Source organism: Microbacterium nanhaiense (genome assembly GCF_014646015.1).
GTDB classification, from domain to species: domain Bacteria; phylum Actinomycetota; class Actinomycetes; order Actinomycetales; family Microbacteriaceae; genus Microbacterium; species Microbacterium nanhaiense.
In genome coordinates this window covers 73684-92258 of record NZ_BMMQ01000007.1, presented here as the reverse complement: position 1 = coordinate 92258, position 18575 = coordinate 73684, and the positions used below count along the sequence as shown (strand labels likewise).

Here is an 18575-nt window from a genome sequence, read left to right as displayed (position 1 = left end):
CATGATGACCATCACCTCCCACACCCCCACCCCGATCGCGCCCGTTGTGCCCTCGACCGGCGCGCTGCGGCCGCTCGGGCTCGACGCCGTCTCGATCACGGGCGGGTTCTGGGCCGAGCGGCAGGACGTCAATCGCCGCGCAACCCTCGCGCACATCGCGCACTGGCTCGAGCGCGAGGGGTGGATCCGCAACTTCGACCTCGCGGCCTCCGGGACGCTTCCGGCGGGGCGCCGAGGGCGTGAGTTCTCCGACTCGGAGGTCTACAAGTATCTCGAGGCGGTCGCATGGGAGCTCGGGCGGGCGCACGACGACGATCTCGAGCGGAGTTTCCGCGCGACCGTTTCCCGCGTGGCCGCCGCGCAGGAGGCCGATGGGTATCTCAATACCCGCTTCGGGCGTGAGGGGCAGAGCGCACGGTGGTCGGATCTCGAATGGGGGCACGAGCTCTACTGCCTCGGCCACCTCTTCCAGGCCGCCGTCGCTCGCGCGCGCACGGCGCCCGGATCCGATGACGGGCTACTCGAGGTCGCCGTGCGTGCGGCGGACCTCGTCTGCGAGGTCTTCGGCGAAGACGGCATCGCCTCGGTGTGCGGTCACCCCGAGATCGAGACGGGCCTGGTCGAACTCGCCCGCGTCACGGGATCCCGGCGCTACGTCGAACAGGCGAAGCTATTCGTCGACCGGCGCGGTACCGGCGTGCTGCGGCCCATCGAGTTCGGACAGGCGTACTTCCAGGACGACCAGCCCGTCCGCGAGGCCACCGTGCTGCGCGGCCACGCGGTGCGCGCGAACTACTTGTCCGCTGGGGCGGCCGATGCGGCGGCGGAGACAGGCGACGAGGAACTGCTCGGCGCGCTCGCGACGCAGTGGGACAACACCGTCGCCCGCCGCACATACATCACGGGCGGCCAGGGCGCGCACCACCAGGACGAAGCCTTCGGCGCCGACTTCGAACTGCCGAGCGACCGGGCCTACTCCGAAACGTGCGCGGGCGTCGCCTCGGTGCAGTTCAGCTGGCGGCTCCTGCTGGCCCGCGGCGGCGCGCACTACGCCGACCTGATCGAGCGCACGCTCTACAACGTCGTCGCGACCTCCCCGTCGTCCGACGGCACAGCCTTCTACTACGCGAACACGCTCCAGCAGCGCACGCCGGGGGAGCCCGCGGATCCGGATACGCCGTCGGCGCGAGCCGAGTCGTCGCTGCGCGCCCCGTGGTTCGACGTCTCGTGTTGTCCGCCGAACGTCGCGCGCACCTTCGCGAGCCTCGCGTCGTATCTCGCGACGACGGATGGCGCGGGCGTGCAGCTGCATCAGTACGCGCCCGCGACCGTGCGCACACCCCTCGACGGCGGGGCCTTCGCGGACTTCGCGGTCGCCACCGAGTATCCCGCCGACGGCGCGATCGTCGTGACGATCGGCGAGGGATCCTCGGGGGAGTGGACGCTCGCCCTGCGCGTTCCCGCGTGGGCGGAGGGATCCACCGCGGAGCTACGCACGGCGCGCGGCGCAGAGCCGCTCCAGGTGGCCCCGGGTTACCTCGAGGTGCGGCGCGAGTTCCGAGCGGGTGACACGGTCACGTTGCACCTGCCACTCGCCCCGCGGCTGACGCACCCGGATCCCCGCATCGACGCGATCCGCGGCACGGTCGCGGTCGAGCGTGGGCCGGAGGTGCTGGCGCTCGAATCGGTGGATCTGGGATCCGATGTTGCGGACGCCGAGATTCTCACGGATGAGCCGCTGCGGGAGGAGGACGGCCGGGTGACGGCGGCGATCTCGCTCCGTCGTCGTCACGATGCGGGTTGGCCCTACGGTGCCGCCGCGCCCGATGATGCGGCGCCTGAAACCCTGAGGGTGCCGCTTGTGGCATACCACGAATGGGCCGAGCGCGGACCGTCCACGATGCGGATCTGGGTGCCGGAGGCGCGGTGATGTGCGGGTAGCACCTCTTCCCGTGGGTGCGTCAGCGATCGCCCACTGGCATCAGTCGCGAAGATGAATATGCAGGTCCGTCCGACCGGCGGCGAGGTCCGCGCGGAGGGCGCGTGAGCCTCGATACTCTCCATCGCTCAGCTTGCGGAAGCCGCGGGGCGTCTCCGAGTCGAGGTGTTCGAGCCTCGTCCGAAGCCTCTGCATCTCGTTCTCGACCCCTTCTTCACCCAGATTGTCGGCATCGTGGATGACGTGCAGTTCGTAGCTTTCAATGCCGACGTACCAGAGCGTCCCGTGTGTGAGGGGAAAGAGGAGGGAATCGAGATCTCCGCTGATGCCCCGGGGTCCGATCGACTTTTCGTCTTCTCCCGCGGTGACGATGATGAGGGCTCGGCGACCCGCCAGCCCTCCGTCGCCGTACCGGCGCGGAACTCCGAGTTCGGGATCCATATCGCCGAACGCGAAGCCCGCCGTGAGTACCCGATCGAACCACCCCTTCAGCATCGCAGGCATCCCGTACCACCACAGGGGGAACTGAAAGACGAGGAGTTCGGCCGCAGCGACCTTCTCCTGTTCCCGCCTCACGTCGTCGGGGAGCTGCCTTTGCGCATACGCATCGCCCAGCAGTTCGGCGATCCCTCCGGGGGCACCGGAGAGGGCGCCGAGGTCGCTTGCGCGCAGGGCCGGATCGAAGCCATCCGCGTATAGGTCCGAGGTGGCGACGTCGCGGGTCTCGCGCAGCGCACTGACGCCCTCGCGGAAGAGGCGGTCGTTCAGCGAGCCTTCACGAGGGTGGGCGTGCACCCACAGCGCAGCACCGGGCGTGTGGAGATGATCGATGGTCATTTCTGTGCCGCCGCGCCGGGTGAAAGGGGGTCGGACGCCACGGCCATAGCCACGACGACGTCTGTCAGTACCTGTCGTGCGTGGTCCCCGTCCAGCGCACCGGCGAGCACATCGCGGGCGAGGGCATCACCCGCTCCGATGACCGCTTGCATGCGCGCCGGGTCGATGGGGCCGACGATGGGTCTCAGCAGCTCCCGGCACATCGCGACATAGGCCTGCTCGGCGTCGCGACGCAGCCGCACCAGCATGGGTGAGCCGGCGAGCGCGTCGACGACACCCGCCATCTCGCGCCCTTCCGTCAGCCAGCAATCGATATACGCGCGCGCAACGATCGCGCAGACCTGCTCAAGGTCGGACATGTCGTCGGACAGCGATGAGAGAAGGGCCGATCGCTGCCGAGCTTCGAACTCTTCGTAAAGCTCGACGAATACCTTGGACCGATCTCCGAAGTGGTCATACACGACTGGCTTTGCGACGTCGGCTTCGAGGGCGAGACGCCCGAGGGTGAACTCGTCCGTGCCGGATTCCTTGATGAATGCGCGCGCCGTCTCGAGCAGCTGCGCATGCCTTTCGGCGCGCGGCAGACGCCTACGAGGCGATCCCGCATTGTTCTGGTTCACCTGGCTCCCTCTCGATCAGCAAGCTACTATTCGTAGGTTACCATTCGTAGCTTAGGCGTGAAAGGTGGCCGAGCGCGCGACGCTACTGTCTAGCCATGACGCCTCTTCCTCATGTCCGTGCAGCAACGATCGAAGACGCCGATGCGATTGCCGCTGTTCACGTCGCAACGTGGCGGGAGACATACGCCGGCCTCATTCCGGAGCGATTCTTCGACGCGTCCGCGCCGAAGGCGCGCCGCCGCCTGTGGACGAGGATCCTCGGGCGCGATCCCGTGCCCGGGATCGTCGCCGTGGCGGAGCGAGCCGAGCGAATCGTTGGTTTCGCATTTGCTGGATCCTCGGATCACCCCGACGCTCTGAAGGGCATTGAGGCTGCGCGCGAGCTCCACTTGTTCTCGATCTACCTGCTCGCTTCGGAGCAGGGTGCGGGCGTCGGGCACGCGCTCCTGGCGGCGGTCCTTGGGGATGAACCCGCTCAGCTCTGGGTCGCGAGCGCGAACAGCGCGGCTCGCGCGTTCTACGAGAGCCACGGGTTTCACGAAGACGGGCATGTATTCGCGGATCCCGGCATCGAAGGGCTCGTGGAGCTTCGCATGGTGCGTTGAGCCGCTCCGGCCTGCATGGGGCTGCGCCGACCGGAGCGGTGATGGGGCGAATCGACTCCCCGCGCCCGAACTCGGGTGATTATTGGTCGATCACCGCCCGATGGATACCCCCCGGGGGTATGCTTGCCGCATGAATGGGTATGAGGGCAACAGGGCTGCGGTCGAGGAAGCGGGATCCACGCTCGCGCCGCGGGGCGAATGACCGGCGGGTCGCTCCGTCCAACTCTGTAGGCAACCGAAGCGAGGGAGGCACATGATGAACCAGCAGGATCACGCCGCGGCGCACCACCACGGCGAGCACCACGGCGGGACGTCCCCGGCCATGACCCACGATCACCACGCGGGCCACGATGGTCACGGCGAACACGCGGGCCACGGCGGGCACGCCGGGCACGGTGATCATGTCGGGCAGTTCCGACGGCTGTTCTGGATCATGCTCGCGCTGGCAGTCCCTGTGGTCGCCTTCTCGACGATGTTCGCCATGCTGCTCGGATACTCGCTACCCGAAGCGGCCTGGGTGAGGTGGGTGTCTCCGGTCCTCGGGACCGTGATGTACGCGTGGGGCGGCGCCCCGTTCCTGACCGGAGCGGTCAGCGAGCTGCGGTCCCGGAAGCCGGGGATGATGCTGTTGATCGCGTTGGCGATCACGGTCGCGTTCCTCGCCTCCTGGGGTGCGAGCGTGGGCCTGCTGCATCACGAGCTCGACTTCTGGTGGGAGCTCGCCCTCCTGATCGTCATCATGCTGCTGGGGCACTGGATCGAGATGCGTTCCCTCGCGCAGACGACCTCCGCGCTGGATTCCCTCGCGGCTCTGCTCCCGGACGAGGCCGAGAAGGTCGAGGGCGACGCCACCGTGGCGGTTGCGCCCGCCGACCTCCGGGTCGGGGACGTCGTGGTGGTCCGCCCCGGAGGTCGCGTACCGGCCGACGGGCGGATCCTGCAGGGCTCGGCGAGCATGGACGAATCGATGATCACGGGCGAGTCCCGCCCGGTGCGCCGCTCCGACGGCGCGCAGGTCATCGCCGGCACGGTGGCAACGGACTCCGGGCTCCGAGTGGAGATCACCGCTGTCGGGGAGGACACCGCGCTGGCGGGTATCCGGAAGTTGGTGACCGAGGCGCAGAACTCCTCGTCGCGGGCGCAGCGTCTCGCGGATCGCGCGGCGGGGTGGCTGTTCTGGTTCGCGCTCGGCGCCGGCCTGATCACCGCGATCGTCTGGACGCTCGTAGGGCTTCCCGACCAGGCCGTGATCCGCACGATCACCGTGCTGGTCATCGCCTGCCCGCACGCGCTGGGGCTCGCGATCCCGCTGGTCGTGTCGATCGCGACCGAGCGCGCGGCTCGCGGGGGCGTGCTGGTGAAGGATCGTCTGGCGTTGGAGAACATGCGCACGGTGGACGCGGTCCTGTTCGACAAGACCGGGACGCTCACGAAGGGCACACCCGCCGTCACCGCCATCGAGTCGGCGGGGACTTTCGGTGCGGACGAGCTGCTCGCCCTGGCGGCGGCCGCGGAGGCGGACTCCGAGCATCCGCTCGCCCGCGCGATTGTGGGCGCCGCCGCGGACAAGAACCTGACCGTCGCACGGTCGCAGGACTTCGAGTCCTCGCCGGCCGTCGGGGTGAAGGCGCGGGTCGACGGTCGCACCGTGCAGGTCGGCGGGCCGTACATGCTCGAGCAAGAGCACGCGCGCGAACTGGCCGTCGCGGATCAGTGGCGGGGGGACGGCGCGATCATCCTTCACGTCCTCATCGATGGCGCGGTCGCCGGGGCCCTGCGGCTGGCGGATGAGATCCGCACCGAGTCGCGCGAGGCCGTCCGAGCGTTGCACGATCGTGGCGTGCAGGTGGTCATGATCACCGGCGACGCGGAGGCCGTCGCGGCGTCGGTGGCTGCGGAGCTCGGCATCGACCGATTCTTCGCGGGTGTGCGCCCGGAGGACAAGGCGTCGAAGGTGAAGGAACTGCAGGGCGAGGGCCGGAAGGTGGCCATGGTCGGTGACGGGGTGAACGATGCCCCGGCGCTCGCGCAGGCCGATGTCGGGATCGCGATCGGTGCGGGCACCGACGTCGCGATCGCCTCCGCCGGTGTCGTCCTCGCCAGCGATGACCCTCGCTCGGTGTTGTCGGTGATCGAACTGTCCCGCGCCAGTTACCGCAAGATGACGCAGAACCTGTGGTGGGCGGCCGGCTACAACCTCCTGTCCGTCCCGCTCGCGGCCGGCGTGCTCGCCCCGCTCGGCTTCGTGTTGCCGATGTCCGTCGGAGCGGTGCTGATGTCGCTGTCGACGATCGTCGTCGCGCTGAACGCACAGCTGCTGCGGCGGCTGGATCTCGCGCCGGATGTTGTCGTCCGCGCGTAGGTGCAGTCGCGTCGGCGACGTGCCCGGCGCGCGGGACTGATCCCGACCACGCCACGCGGCCGGGGTGGCCGCGCGCGCAGAGCTTCGCTTCTGCGTCCGGAGATGCCGGCGAGGCGGTTCAGCTTCACAGGCGGGAAGAAGCACCGGCCCTAAACGATCGTTATCGACGGGGTCAGTAATGTGCCGGTTCTGGGGAAGTCGTAGGCGGTGTTGCGTTCGAAGGGGGTGAGGATTACCCCACCCCGAGCACTCCGGCGCGCCTCTCCGCAACTGGGTGGTTTGCTCTACTGACACGGCGGAGGTGGGTTTCTAGCGTTGTTTTTATGATCGCAACCGCTGCAACTGACTCAGCCTCTGACCTCACCGGGATTGCCGGATGGGCGGTCAATCTCATGGAAGCGCTCGGTGGTCCCGGCGCCGGCCTGGCAATCGCGCTCGAGAATCTTTTCCCTCCCCTTCCGAGTGAGGTAATTCTGCCGCTGGCCGGATTCACCGCGAGCCGGGGCGGCTTCACCCTCGTTGAAGTTCTTATGTGGACAACTCTGGGATCGGTTGTGGGTGCGCTCGCTCTATACGGGCTCGGGGCATGGCTGGGCCGCGACCGACTGCGTCGAATCATCGCCCGAGCACCGCTGATGAGGCTGTCAGATGTCGACAAGGCCGAATCATGGTTCGGAAAGCATGGTGACAAGGCGGTGTTCTTCGGTCGGATGATTCCGATCTTCCGGAGTCTGATCTCGATTCCCGCGGGCATCGAGCGGATGAATGTCGTTCGCTTCACGCTCCTGACCACAGCGGGAAGCCTGATCTGGAACTCGATCTTCGTGCTCTCGGGTTTCTACCTTGGCGAGAACTGGGCGGCCGTCGAACCGTACGCCGATGTTCTCCAGAAGGTTGTCATCGTCGCGGTGGTCGCTGCTGTTGTTCTCTTCATTGTCCTTCGGGTGCGCCGCGTCCGCCGTGAAAAGATGACCGGACGATCCGAGACAAGCACGAGCCAGTGACTGTGCTGAGGCGCGGATCTCACGAGCCGAACGGATCGCTGGAGAAGACCGTCAGAAACGCGGGGCAGATTCGCCGGCCAAGGGGGGCGACACCCCTACGAATGCTGGGTTGGCGTGAATCGAAGCACATTGGTCTCCCGGCGTACGAAACCGACGGACTCATATAGCCGTATCGCTGACTCCCGCGACGGACGCGACGTGAGGTCGAGTGTTCGGAGACCGCGTTCGGTGGCGAGTTCGGTCATTCGTACCAGCAGAGCCCGTGCGATACCGCGCCCACGCATCGACTCGTCAACCACCACATCATCTACATGACCGCGGAGGCCCGTCGGCAGCGGGAAGGTTACGAGCGTGGCGGTGCCCACGATCCTGCCCTCGTCTCGCACGACAAGCAGCTCCGTTGCGTCATGCGTGACAATCGCTTCCAAGCGAGACCGGTCGAACGTAGCAGTCGTCGAAAGCTGGGTGAGCAGCCGAGCGATGTCCGCCGCGTCGACATCATTGACAGACATCAGCACTTCGACAGCCGGGGTTGTTCCGCTCATTCCGACACCATATCCAGTCATCCGCCCGTCCTTCGGTCAGACCCCAGCACCAACGACCTCGTCCAGCCGCAAACGATCGTCTCCGGCAGGGCGCCGAGATCGAAGTGCGCTCGGGGACTCTGGCAAGGTGAGAGCATCATGTTTTTCACGTCATCTGGCCCTGACGGCGCGTCGCCCGTGCTTCTCCTCCACGGTGGTGGCGTTGCCGGGTGGATGTGGGATTCCCTCCGGGAGCGGCTTGAATCGAACTACACCGTTCTTGTTCCCGACCTACCGGGACACGGGAAGTCGGCCGCTGAGCCGTACGTCTCTCACCCGCACGCTCTTTCCGCGATCACCACGTTGTTAACTACCGCTGTTCCCGGCCGGCCTGTGACCGTCATTGGGTTCTCACTCGGAGCTCAGCTCGCCATTCAACTGGCCTCATCGCGTCCCGACCTCGTTAGTCAAGCGATTGTCGTGAGCGCTCAGGCGAAGGCCATGTCGTTCGCCAGTGTCACGCTCGCTGCGCTCGGTGTCAGTGCACCCCTGGCCCGCCAACGGTGGTTTGCAAAGCTGCAAGCCCGCGAGCTTTTCATTCCTCCTCACCTGATGGAGGACTACATCAGCACCAGCTCTGACATCTCGAGAACGACGCTCCTCGCCGCGGTCGGCGCCAACATGCGGTTCGAGCTGCCAGCCGAATGGTCGAAGTTTCACGGACGAGTTCTTGTCATGGTCGGGGAGCGTGAACGCCGTCTCATGCGCAACTCGGCCAACATCATCCACGCGGCCCTTCCGAGCAGTGTGCTTTCGGTTGTGCCTGGATGCGGACACGGCATTCCACTGCAGCGTCCCGATTGGTTCGATGACCGTGTGATCGACTGGCTCGACGCGATCTAGAGCCTCTTGACCAAAGAGCGACGGAAGGGGTCTGCCGTAACGCGTGTGCGGCGCAAGTTCAGAGCAACCGTTTCAGAGCCCAACCGCTCCCGCCGGATTTCCCGTGTGCGCTTCAACTGGACATGACGAACCGTCCACCGCCAGGGCAGAACGCTTCACCGCGTGAACAGTAGGGCCTACGTCAACTTCTACGACGTCAGATCTGGATGTGTTCGGGGTAATGCTGTTGTCGGTGGTGCCCCGGGCTATCAGTGACTCGAGCGCGGTGCGTTCTGGATCGGTGAGAACCCACACGAACCGGGTCAACGCTCAAAGAGGTCACCGAATCCGGGGATGCCGAGATTCGACAATCCTTCACCGAAGCCGCTGATCTGCTCACCCGCCCCCGTGATGGCATCCTGGGCACCGCCTGCCCATTCGCCAACACCGGAGTTGTCCGCGAGTGAAGCGAGGTAGATACCGGATGCCATCGCCTCCAGATCCACACCTTCCGCGAGCCCCGCGAAGTCGACGCCCATCTGCCCGGCTGACTCCAGCAAGGGACCCGCGACGCTGCTGATGATTGCCCCACCCGCCACAGCGGCGAGCAGACCACCCGCACCTGCGACGCCCGTCGCGATGAGTCCGCCCCTGCCGGCCTTGGCGAGCAGCCCCGACATTCGTCCTGGACGGGCCGCTTCCGCGCGAGCAGCTGTTCGCGCAAGGTCGTCCGCGCTGTCCGAACGGGGGCGCTCGTGCGGAGCGAGGTCTGCACCCATCCGCTCTCTCACGTGCGCGCGCTGCTCAGGAGTCAGCCGGGCGAAGGCCTCACGATGCATCTGCTCCACCTGGTCGGGGTCGGCCGTACGCAGGAGATAGTCGTAGCGGGCGATCGCGGCGCGGTCGCCTGCCGACATCTCGGATGAAACGCGAGATGACGCCGGAGGAGCGTACCGATCCCTCGACGCGGGTGACGCGTGGGGTCGGCTCAATTCATCCGCCGGCGGGGTGGTTGCGCGGCGATCACCCGTGACAGCGTCGGCTGCCGAGCGGACCATGGAGAAACCTCTCGACGGGCGGCACGCGGCCGGAACGTCAAGGTCTCCTCCGCCCGTACGGGCCGACCTACCCGGAATCCAACCGTGGACTCGTGATGACGGGTACGTCGCGTCGGGAGTACTCCCCTTGCAAGATGACAGCGTAAGAAGGTCACCTATGCCTCTGCTGGGTCGCGCACCTCACGGGAGCAGCGGCGGGTGCAGGAGCCGCCCGCGGCCCGACCCATAAGTCGCGTCGTGTATTCTGGGCGACAGCAGGGGGAGTACTCCGATACGGCCGGCTCGTCACTACGAGTGCATTCGCACTCCGGGTCACCGGTTCCCGTTTCAGGGAATGGAGAAGACCTTGACGTCACGTTTTGTACGCCATGGTTCAGGAGACCTTCATGAACGTTACCCCTCTCGTGTGGGGCATCACGATCGCCGTCACGATCGCTTTCTTCGTCTACGAATTCTTCGCACACGTCCGTAAGCCGCACGAGCCGACGATCGGCGAATCCGCGCGCTGGTCGGCCTTCTACATCGGCCTGGCGGTCGTGTTCGGCGTCGGGCTGGGCATCGTCTCCGGGTGGGACTTTGGCGGCGAGTACTTCGCCGGCTACCTCACCGAGAAGGCGCTGTCGATCGACAACCTCTTCGTCTTCCTCATCGTCATGACGGGCTTCGCCGTGCCGCGGGCCTATCAGCAGAAGGTGCTGATGATCGGCATCGTCATCGCGCTGATCCTGCGCGGTGCCTTCATCGCGGTGGGCGCCGCGCTCATCGCGAACCTTTCGTGGATCTTCTACGTCTTCGGCGCCTTCCTGCTCTTCCTCGCGTACCGCCAGGCGCGCGGGGGGCACGAGTCGAACCCGGCAGACAGCGCGTTCATGCGCCTCGTCCGCCGGATCCTGCCCGTCACCGACGAGTACCACGAAGACAAGCTCACCGTCCGCAAGGACGGGCGCCGCTGGGTGACGCCGATGCTGCTCACGATCGTCGCGATCGGCTTCATCGACCTCGTCTTCGCGATCGACTCCATCCCCGCCATCTACGGCCTCACGGAAGAGGCGTACATCGTGTTCGTGGCCAACGCGTTCGCGCTGATGGGTCTGCGACAGCTGTACTTCCTCATCGGCGGTCTGCTCGAGCGCCTCGTCTACCTCGCGCAGGGTCTGGCCGTGATCCTCGCCTTCATCGGCGTGAAGCTCGTGCTGCACGCGCTCCACGTCAACGAGGTGCCGTTCATCAACGGCGGCCAGGGCGTCGAGTGGGCCCCCGAGATCCCCATCTGGTTCTCGCTGACGTTCATCGGCGCGACCATCGCCGTGGCGACGATCGCGAGCCTCGTCAAGACCCGCGCCGACCGCCGGCGCGTCGACGAGAGCGTCTGAGGGCCCCGTCATGTCTCACCCCGATAGACCCGGGCAGGCGGCCACACGATGACCGACCTGCTCTGGAACATCGCGCTCGTCGTCATCTTCGTGCTCATCGGCGGCGTGTTCGCCGCCACCGAGATGGCGCTCGTGACGCTCCGCGAAAGCCAGCTCACCGCGATCGCCGCCCGTGGGCGACGCGGTGAGCGGGTCGCGGAGCTCGCGCGCAACCCCAACACCTTCCTCTCCGCCGTCCAGATCGGCGTCACCGTGGCCGGCTTCGCGTCGTCCGCGTACGGCGCGACGTCGATCTCGCCGTCGGTCGTGCCGATACTCGAGTCGTGGGGCATGAGCGCGCAGCTCGCCTCGACCCTGTCGACCGTGGTGCTGACGCTGATCATCGCGTTCCTGTCGCTCGTGCTCGGCGAGCTCGTGCCGAAGCGCCTGGCGATCCAGCGCAACGCCGCGTTCTCGTACGCCGTCGCGCCCGTTCTCGGTGGCTTCGCCACCATCATGCGCCCCGTCATCTGGCTGCTGTCGGTGTGCACGAACGCGCTCGTGCGCCTGCTCGGCGGCGACCCGCACAAGACCGCCGACGAGATGAGCGAGGAAGAGATCCGTGACATCGTCTCGACCCACCAGGGGCTGCCGGAAGATGAGCGACGGATCCTCGACGACGTGCTCTCGATGCGCGGGCGGCAGATCAGCGAGGTCATGCGGCCGAGGCCGGAGATCACCGGCCTCGCCGCGAGCTCGTCGATCGCCGACGCCGTCGAGAAGGTGCGCGAGCTGCCGTTCTCGCGCTACCCCGTGTTCGAGGCGTCGATCGACGACATCATCGGTTTCGTGCACGTGCGCGATCTGTTCGACGCCGACGACACCGATAGGCCGCTGAGCGCCCTCATGCGTGCGCTCCCGTACCTCCCGTCGACCGCGAGGGTCCTGCCGACCCTCACGCGCATGCGCGCAGAGAACGACCAGATCGCCGTCGTCGTCGACGAATACGGCGGAACGGACGGCATCGTCACGCTCGAAGACCTCGTCGAGGAGGTGGTCGGCGAGATCTTCGACGAGTACGACACTGACGGCCTTCCGACCGCCGAGGGTGGCCTCATCGACGGGCGCCTCAACCTGCAGGACGTCGAGGAGCTCACGAAGCTCGAGTTGCCGCGCGGCACCTCGGACACCATCGCGGGCCTCGTGGTGGAACGGCTGGGGCGCCTGGCGGTCGTCGGCGACACCGTCGAGGTGCCCGGGGCGACGATCCGCGTCGTGGTGGTCGAACGCCGCCGCGTCGCCTGGCTGCGCATTACGGCGACGGACGGCGAGCAGCCAGGCGAACGGGTCGCCCCGACGCACGAGGCGCCATAGGTCGAACGCTATGCGGAGGCCGGGCGGATGATCCGCACCATCCGCCACGCGTTTCCGGCGTCGGATCCGGTGTGCTCCAGCTCGTCGAGAACCGTCCTCGACAGCGCCAGCCCGCGGCCGGATTCGGCGTCGGCATCCGGCATCGCCGCGCCGGCGAGATCGATGTGGGCCGGCGCCGCCGTGTCGCGCAGCTCGGCGCTCAGCGCGCTCGGCGCGGCGCTCACGAGCGCGTCGATGCGGGTTCCCGGAGGGGAGTGCTCCACGATGTTGGTCGCAATCTCCGAGACGGCGAGCCCGAAGAGCAGGCGATCCTCCTCGGGCACGCGGGGGACCGCAGCCCAGAGACGGTCGAGCTCGTCGAGCAGGCCGTCCACGAACGCCAGGTCTGCGGCGCCGTCGATCCGGATCGTCCGGATCTCGTCAATCGGCATCGAACGCCGCTTCCGGCGTCTCGTAGGCGTGCAGGACGCGGTCGAGGTTCGTGAGGCGCAGCACCGTGCGCACCGACTCCGGCACGGCGGTGATCCGGAGGTCGCCGCCCGCGAGGCGCGCCGTCTTGAGCCCGGAGATGAGCGCGCCCAGGCCGGAGGAATCGACGAAGCTCGCGGCGGCTAGGTCGACGGCGACGCGAGGGGAGCCGCCATCGACGGCCGCCTGCACGCTCGAGCGGAACGCCGGTGCGGACGACGCGACGAGCCGCCCCTCGACGCGGATCACGGCATAGCTGCCGCGTTCCTCGGTGCTGATGGTCATGCGTTCTCCTTCTCACGGGGCGAGGGTCCGCGATACAGCGCGGCCTGGATGATCACGCTCAGCACGGCGAGGTCGTACACGACCCACACGGTGTTGACGAGCGTACCGGTGCCGTCGGCAGTGCCCACGATCACGCGGAGCACACCGACGATCACCGCGACGATGAGCACGACGATCGCGAGGAGCTGCGGCCAGATCTGCCGCAGCGGCACTCCACCCGGTGCGCGTCCGTCCTTCCGCGTCACGGCGAAGCCGAGCGGGCGCCCGAAGACGACGTTCGCGACCGCCGTCCAGCAGGCACGGATCCACACGGGGAAGAGCGCGAGCGAATACTGCTGGCCCCGCCACGTTCGCATGCCCTTCGCGACGACGAGGAACAGCACCTGGTTCACGATGAAGAACGGCAGGAATCGCGCGAAGAAATCCACCGACCACGCGGCGACGGGCATCACGCCCGCGAGCAGGTAGAGAACCGGGGCGGTGAGGTAGGCGAGGGCGGCGAAGCCCGAGAGGTAGCTCCACATCGTGGCGAAGTACATGAGCCGCTGCCCCGCACCGAGCCCCTTTTTGACGAGCGGGTTGTCGCGCAGCATCACCTGCAACGTGCCCTGCGCCCAGCGCAGGCGCTGCGTCAGCATGGTGCGCAGGTCCTCGGGCGCGAGGCCGCGGGCCAGGATCTCGTGGTGGTAGACGCTGCGCCAGCCCTGCGCGTGTAACTGCATCGCGGTCGCCATGTCCTCCGTCACCGAAATCGTCGCGAGCGGCAGCACGGGCTGGGCCTCGTCGGGCCGGTCGACCCGCACCGCATCGAGCAGCCCGCGCACCGCCTCCAAGGCCGTCAACGGCGACAGCTCGCGGGTCGCCAGCTCGTCGAGCGCCGCCTCGTCGACGACGATCTCGCCGAGTTCCGCGTCGCGGGCGATCGGCAGCTCGCCGATCTCGGCGAGGTCGTCCCGGATCGCCTGCAGGTCGCCGGCGACGAGGCGCGCGCTCGCCGCGTCGACCGCCGACGAGACGCGGTACGTGACGTCGCCGACCGGCTCGCCCGCCCGGATCCGCGAGCGGCCCGCCGACACGGTCTCGTGGAGCGCGGTGAGCTCCTCCCGCAGGGATCCGTCGGTTCGCCGCGTCTCGCGCGCCAGTAGCGCCTCGGCGGTGCGGAGGGCGCGGGCCGTCGATTCGGTGACGCTGCGCACGTACCCCACGACGCCGAGCTGCATGAGCGCCTCGCGACGCAGGATCGCGTTCGACCCGCAGAAGAACGCGGCATTCCAGCCGTCCTTGCCCTGCTGGATCGGGCCGTAGAACAGGGGGGCCTGGCTGCCCAGGGGATCCGCCTCGTCGACGTTCGAGAACCACTGCGGCGTCTGCACCAGGGCGACCTCGGGGTCGTCGGCGAAGTAGCCGAGGGTGCGATGCAGGATCAGCGGATCCGGCACCTGATCGGCGTCGAGGATCAGCAAGAACTCGCCCTCCGTCGCGAAGAGCGCGTTGTTGAGGTTGCCGGCCTTCGCATGCCGGGGCTTGCCGACCCAATCCTCCGACCGTGTCACGTAGCCGACTCCCGCGGATTCGGCTGCCGCGCGCAGCTCGTCGCGGGCGCCGTCGTCGAGGATCCACGTCGTGTGCGGATACGCGATCGCCCGCGCCGCGCGCGCCGTCGCCATCACCATCTCGAGCGGCTCGTCGTAGGTCGTGATCAGCACGTCGACGGTGCCCTGCGGATCCGAGCGGGGCGCGGGCCGCTCGCGGGCGCGCCACATCGTCATGCAGAACAGCACCGTGTCGATCACGCTGTACGTCTCGGCGATCACGAGCGGCACGGCGATCCACCACGCCTCCCAGTTGATCGAGGCCATCCAGCGCCAGGCGACGTAGTTGACGCCGAGCAGCACGGAGAGCACCGCGAGCACGCGGATGGCGACGAAGCGCGCGGTCACGCGTCGCGCCCGATCACGATGAGCGTGACATCGTCGATGGCCTCGGTGGCCGCGAGGCGCAGGCCCTCGGCGACGGCCTGCTCCGGGCCGCGCGCCCGCAGCACGCGGCGGACGTGCCCCAGGGGATCCTCCGGGTCGAGGATGTCGAGCAAGCCGTCGCTGCAGCACAGCAGCAGGTCCCCCGGCGCCAGCTCGACCGTCGCGGTCTCCCGCGGATCGTCGAAGCCGACGTCCATGCCGAGCGGGAGCCCCGTCGAGGCGATTCGTTCCCACGTGTCGTCGGCGCGGAGCAGGAAGGTGAGGCTGTGACCGGCATCGACGATCTGCAGTCGGCCCGTGGTCATGTCGATATCGGCGTGCACGCCGGTGACGAACATGTTCGTGTCGCCGAGATCGGCGCGCAGGATCCGGTCGACCTCCGCGATCGCCTCGGCGAGAGGGCGATCCGGCGCGGTGCGCAGCGACGCGCGCACCGCCGCCGCGATGATCGCGGGCCCCGTCCCCTTCCCCATCACGTCGGCGAGGGTCATCCGCAGCACGGATCCACGCTCGCCGAGATCGTAGAAGTCTCCCGCCAGCCGCTCGCGGGCCAGGGATCCGGCGGCGATCGTCCACCCGTCGTAGCGGGGGAGCGAACGCGGTGTGAGTGCTCGTTGCACGAGCAGGGCGTGGTCGAGATCCTCGGCGCGCGTCAGCTCGGTCTGCACCCACAGCGCGAGCTCGGCGAGCAGGGCGCGCTCGTCGTCATCGAAGCCTCGGGGAGCGGTCCCCGCGAGGCAGAGGGTGCCGATGGGCTCCCCGCCCGGGGCGCGAAGCGGCTGACCTGCGTAGAAACGCAGGTGCGGATCGCCCGCGACGAACGGGCTCGCCTCGAACTCGGGCGCCGTGGCGGCGTCCTCGACGACGACGAGCGCGTCGCGTCGAACGGTGTAGTCACAGAACGAATCCTCGCGCGGCGCGTTGCGGTCATCCAGCCCGATGACCGACTTGCGCCACTGCCGGTCGCGATCGATCAGAGACACCACGACCATGGGGACGTCGAAGATCTCCTGCGCGAGGCGGGTGACGCGATCGATGCGCTCGTCGGGCGGCGTGTCGAGGATCCGCAGCGCATCCAGGGCACGCTGGCGCCGTTCTTCGTCGAAGGCGGGAGGGATGCGATGTGCCATATCAGCGACGTTACGACATTGCGAGGGGTGGAGGTGCGGCAATGTGGGGCTCTAGGCTCGAATCGTCGAACGACAATCCGCGGAAGGACAACGATGAGCATCACCATCCCTCAGATCACCCTCAACGACGGACAGCCCTTTGCCGAGGTCGGCCTCGGAACATACAACCTCAAGGGCGAGGCGGGCATCGCGGCGATTGGATCCGCTCTCGACTCCGGATACCGACTGCTCGACACCGCCGTCAACTACGGCAACGAGCGCGAGGTCGGCGAGGCCGTGCGCCGCTCGTCGATCGACCGCGACGAGATCATCGTCACCTCCAAGATCCCGGGGCGCCACCACGGCTACGACGAAGCGATCGCCTCGACCCGCGAATCGCTCGAGACGCTCGGGCTCGACCGCATTGACCTGCACCTCATCCACTGGCCGAACCCGAGCGTCGGCAAGTACCTCGACACCTACCGCGCCCTGCTCGCGCTGCGCGAGGAGGGGCTTGTGCGCTCGGTCGGCGTCTCGAACTTCACCGAGGCCATGCTCACGGAGACCATCGAGGCCACCGGCGTGGCCCCCGCGGTCAACCAGGTCGAGCTGCACCCCTACTTCCCGCAGGGCGCGCTCCGGGCGTTCCACGCGGAGCACGGGATCCGTACGGAGAGCTGGAGCCCCCTCGCCCGGCGCGGGGAGCTCTTCGCCGAGCCCGTCATCGGCGAACTCGCCGAGGCGTACGGGGTGACGCCCACCCAGCTCGTCGTGCGCTGGCACGTGCAGCTCGGATCCACGCCGATTCCCAAGTCGGCCGACCCCGACCGCCAGCGCGAGAACGCCGACGTGTTCGGCTTCGAGATCTCCGACGCCGACGTCGAGCGCCTGTCGGCGCTCGAGCGCGGGCGGCTGTGGGATGCGGATCCGAACGTCCACGAGGAGATGTAACCCGAACCGCTACGGGGCGCCGATGACCGCGGCGACCTCGTCGGCGCGGTCGACGAGGTGCACGTGCCCCTCCATGGGGCGACCCTTCGCGAGCGCCGTGAGGAGTGGCCAGACCGGCAGCGTCTCGGTCCAGTACTCGCGGCCCACGAGCACCATGGGCGCGACGGCGCGGTCGTCCGCCGCGTAGTAGTTCTCGCAGGCATCCTGAAACACCTCCTGCACGGTGCCGGCCGCGCCGGGCAGGAACACGATGCCGCGCCCGCACAGCTCGAGCAGAACCGACTCGCGCAGCGCGTTGCGGAAGTACTTCGCGATCGTCGTCGCGAACAGGTTCGGCGGCTCGTGACCGTAGTGCCACGTCGGCACGCCGAGCGACGGCATCGGATCCGCGACCAGCTCGCGCGCCCCGCGCGCCGCGCGGATCCACGCGTCGACGGACGGGCGGAAGCCCGGCACGGACGCGAGGATCCCGAGCGCCTCGTCGAGGGCGCCCTCGTCGACGCGGGCGAAGGCGGCACCGAGGTTCGCTGCCTCCATCGCGCCGGGGCCGCCGCCGGTGGCGACAGTGAGACCGGCCCCCAGCGTGCGGCCCAGCCGGGCCGCGGCGCGGAAGCCGTCGTCGCCGCGCCGCAGGTCGTGACCGCCCATGACACCCACGATCGCGCGGCCGGCAGACCAGTCCGCCAGCGCCATGTCGATCCCGTCGTCGTGCATCGCGCGCGCGAGCACGGCGTCCGGATCCGTGGACGTCTGCTGCCACGCGTACGCCCTGCCGTCGAGCGAGGTCGCCCACGTCTCGGTGTCGAAGAGCTCGTCGGGTCGGTAGAGCCTGCCGCGGTGCGGATCGATCGGCGTGCCGTGGATGCTCGGCAGCAGGAGGGCGCCGCGCATCGCGTGCAGGTGCTGCTGCTCGTCCGTCATCGTGCAGCCCGCGAATGTCGTGCGGGAGGTGTCGCAAGCGGCGAGCCGCTCGGAGTAGGGGCGCAGGTCGAGGCCCACGATCCGCCATCCCGTCAGCCGGGTGGCCCCGGTCGCCAGCCGGCGCTCCAGCTCGGTCGCCGACTCGATCGTGACGATCCGGCCGCGCGTACGTCTCATGGGGCGAGCCTAGTGGGCCCCGGCTCGGCGCTCCTCATCCACTTCTCCGCGCCTCATCCAGTCTCCGGCAAATCATCCCGCGACGACGGATGAGTCGTCGGAGACTTGATGAGGTGTGGGAAAACGGA

General features: G+C 68.2%; 17 protein-coding genes. 8 read left to right on the top strand and 9 right to left on the bottom strand.

Annotated elements, in window-relative coordinates; all coding sequences use genetic code 11:
- The first annotated feature begins 1 nt into the window (after window position 1).
- Window positions 2-1930 (top strand): glycoside hydrolase family 127 protein, encoded by a 1929-nt coding sequence (locus tag IEX05_RS11530; protein WP_444543265.1) that lies wholly within the window; start codon window positions 2-4, stop codon window positions 1928-1930.
- 51 nt (window positions 1931-1981) lie between these two features.
- Here IEX05_RS11530 and IEX05_RS11525 read toward each other — a convergent pair whose 3' ends face one another.
- Entirely contained in the window at window positions 1982-2776 is a 795-nt protein-coding gene (locus IEX05_RS11525; RefSeq protein WP_188702008.1) for an NAD(P)H-dependent oxidoreductase, read from the bottom strand.
- Window positions 2773-3396: a TetR/AcrR family transcriptional regulator gene (locus IEX05_RS11520; RefSeq protein ID WP_229661280.1), complete on the bottom strand. Its 624-nt coding sequence runs from the start codon at window positions 3394-3396 to the stop codon at window positions 2773-2775. Before IEX05_RS11520 ends, IEX05_RS11525 begins: the two co-directional genes overlap by 4 nt.
- A 95-nt stretch (window positions 3397-3491) precedes the next feature.
- Here IEX05_RS11520 and IEX05_RS11515 point away from each other — a divergent pair, with 95 nt between their 5' ends.
- From IEX05_RS11515 to IEX05_RS11505, 3 genes are all read left to right on the top strand, one after another.
- Window positions 3492-4001: a GNAT family N-acetyltransferase gene (locus IEX05_RS11515; RefSeq protein WP_188702006.1), complete on the top strand. Its 510-nt coding sequence runs from the start codon at window positions 3492-3494 to the stop codon at window positions 3999-4001.
- Between the two features lie 253 nt (window positions 4002-4254).
- Window positions 4255-6363 carry a heavy metal translocating P-type ATPase gene (locus tag IEX05_RS11510; RefSeq protein WP_188702005.1) on the top strand — a complete coding sequence of 703 codons (2109 nt, stop codon included), beginning with the start codon at window positions 4255-4257 and terminating at the stop codon, window positions 6361-6363.
- Window positions 6364-6686: 323 nt separating this feature from the next.
- Window positions 6687-7367 (top strand): DedA family protein, encoded by a 681-nt coding sequence (locus IEX05_RS11505; protein ID WP_188702003.1) that lies wholly within the window; start codon window positions 6687-6689, stop codon window positions 7365-7367.
- A gap of 95 nt (window positions 7368-7462) precedes the next feature.
- Here IEX05_RS11505 and IEX05_RS11500 read toward each other — a convergent pair whose 3' ends face one another.
- Window positions 7463-7912, bottom strand: coding sequence for a GNAT family N-acetyltransferase (locus IEX05_RS11500; RefSeq protein WP_229661279.1), 450 nt, complete (start codon window positions 7910-7912; stop codon window positions 7463-7465).
- 138 nt (window positions 7913-8050) lie between these two features.
- On the opposite strand from IEX05_RS11500, the gene IEX05_RS11495 reads away from it, so the two are divergent.
- Complete coding sequence (locus tag IEX05_RS11495) at window positions 8051-8794, top strand: alpha/beta fold hydrolase (protein WP_188702001.1); 744 nt, start codon at window positions 8051-8053, stop codon at window positions 8792-8794.
- Window positions 8795-9096: 302 nt separating this feature from the next.
- Here IEX05_RS11495 and IEX05_RS11490 read toward each other — a convergent pair whose 3' ends face one another.
- Window positions 9097-9690 (bottom strand): hypothetical protein, encoded by a 594-nt coding sequence (locus IEX05_RS11490; RefSeq protein ID WP_188701999.1) that lies wholly within the window; start codon window positions 9688-9690, stop codon window positions 9097-9099.
- A gap of 527 nt (window positions 9691-10217) precedes the next feature.
- Between IEX05_RS11490 and IEX05_RS11485 the strand changes: the two genes are divergently transcribed.
- Together IEX05_RS11485 and IEX05_RS11480 are read left to right on the top strand one after the other, a co-directional pair.
- Entirely contained in the window at window positions 10218-11204 is a 987-nt protein-coding gene (locus tag IEX05_RS11485) for a TerC family protein (protein WP_188701997.1), read from the top strand.
- Between the two features lie 48 nt (window positions 11205-11252).
- Window positions 11253-12557, top strand: a complete 1305-nt coding sequence (locus tag IEX05_RS11480; protein WP_188701996.1) for a hemolysin family protein — start codon at window positions 11253-11255, stop codon at window positions 12555-12557.
- An 8-nt stretch (window positions 12558-12565) separates the two neighbouring features.
- On the opposite strand, the gene IEX05_RS11475 is transcribed toward IEX05_RS11480, so the two are convergent.
- The 4 genes from IEX05_RS11475 to IEX05_RS11460 are packed head-to-tail and all read right to left on the bottom strand — an operon-like array spanning window position 12566 to window position 16419.
- A complete protein-coding gene (locus tag IEX05_RS11475) occupies window positions 12566-12988 on the bottom strand; it encodes an ATP-binding protein (protein WP_188701994.1) in 423 nt (140 codons plus the stop codon).
- Window positions 12978-13310, bottom strand: a complete 333-nt coding sequence (locus IEX05_RS11470) for an STAS domain-containing protein (protein WP_188701993.1) — start codon at window positions 13308-13310, stop codon at window positions 12978-12980. Before IEX05_RS11470 ends, IEX05_RS11475 begins: the two co-directional genes overlap by 11 nt.
- Entirely contained in the window at window positions 13307-15250 is a 1944-nt protein-coding gene (locus tag IEX05_RS11465) for a glycosyltransferase family 2 protein (protein ID WP_229661278.1), read from the bottom strand. The genes IEX05_RS11470 and IEX05_RS11465 overlap by 4 nt, the downstream gene beginning before the upstream one ends.
- Window positions 15247-16419: a PP2C family protein-serine/threonine phosphatase gene (locus IEX05_RS11460; protein WP_188701992.1), complete on the bottom strand. Its 1173-nt coding sequence runs from the start codon at window positions 16417-16419 to the stop codon at window positions 15247-15249. Before IEX05_RS11460 ends, IEX05_RS11465 begins: the two co-directional genes overlap by 4 nt.
- Before the next feature lie 93 nt (window positions 16420-16512).
- Between IEX05_RS11460 and IEX05_RS11455 the strand changes: the two genes are divergently transcribed.
- The gene (locus IEX05_RS11455) at window positions 16513-17349 is read left to right on the top strand and encodes an aldo/keto reductase (protein WP_188701991.1); all 837 of its coding nucleotides are present in this window, start codon (window positions 16513-16515) and stop codon (window positions 17347-17349) included.
- A gap of 9 nt (window positions 17350-17358) precedes the next feature.
- On the opposite strand, the gene IEX05_RS11450 is transcribed toward IEX05_RS11455, so the two are convergent.
- On the bottom strand, window positions 17359-18447 hold the full coding sequence (locus IEX05_RS11450) for an LOG family protein (protein ID WP_188701990.1): 1089 nt from the start codon (window positions 18445-18447) through the stop codon (window positions 17359-17361).
- Window positions 18448-18575 lie beyond the last annotated feature (128 nt).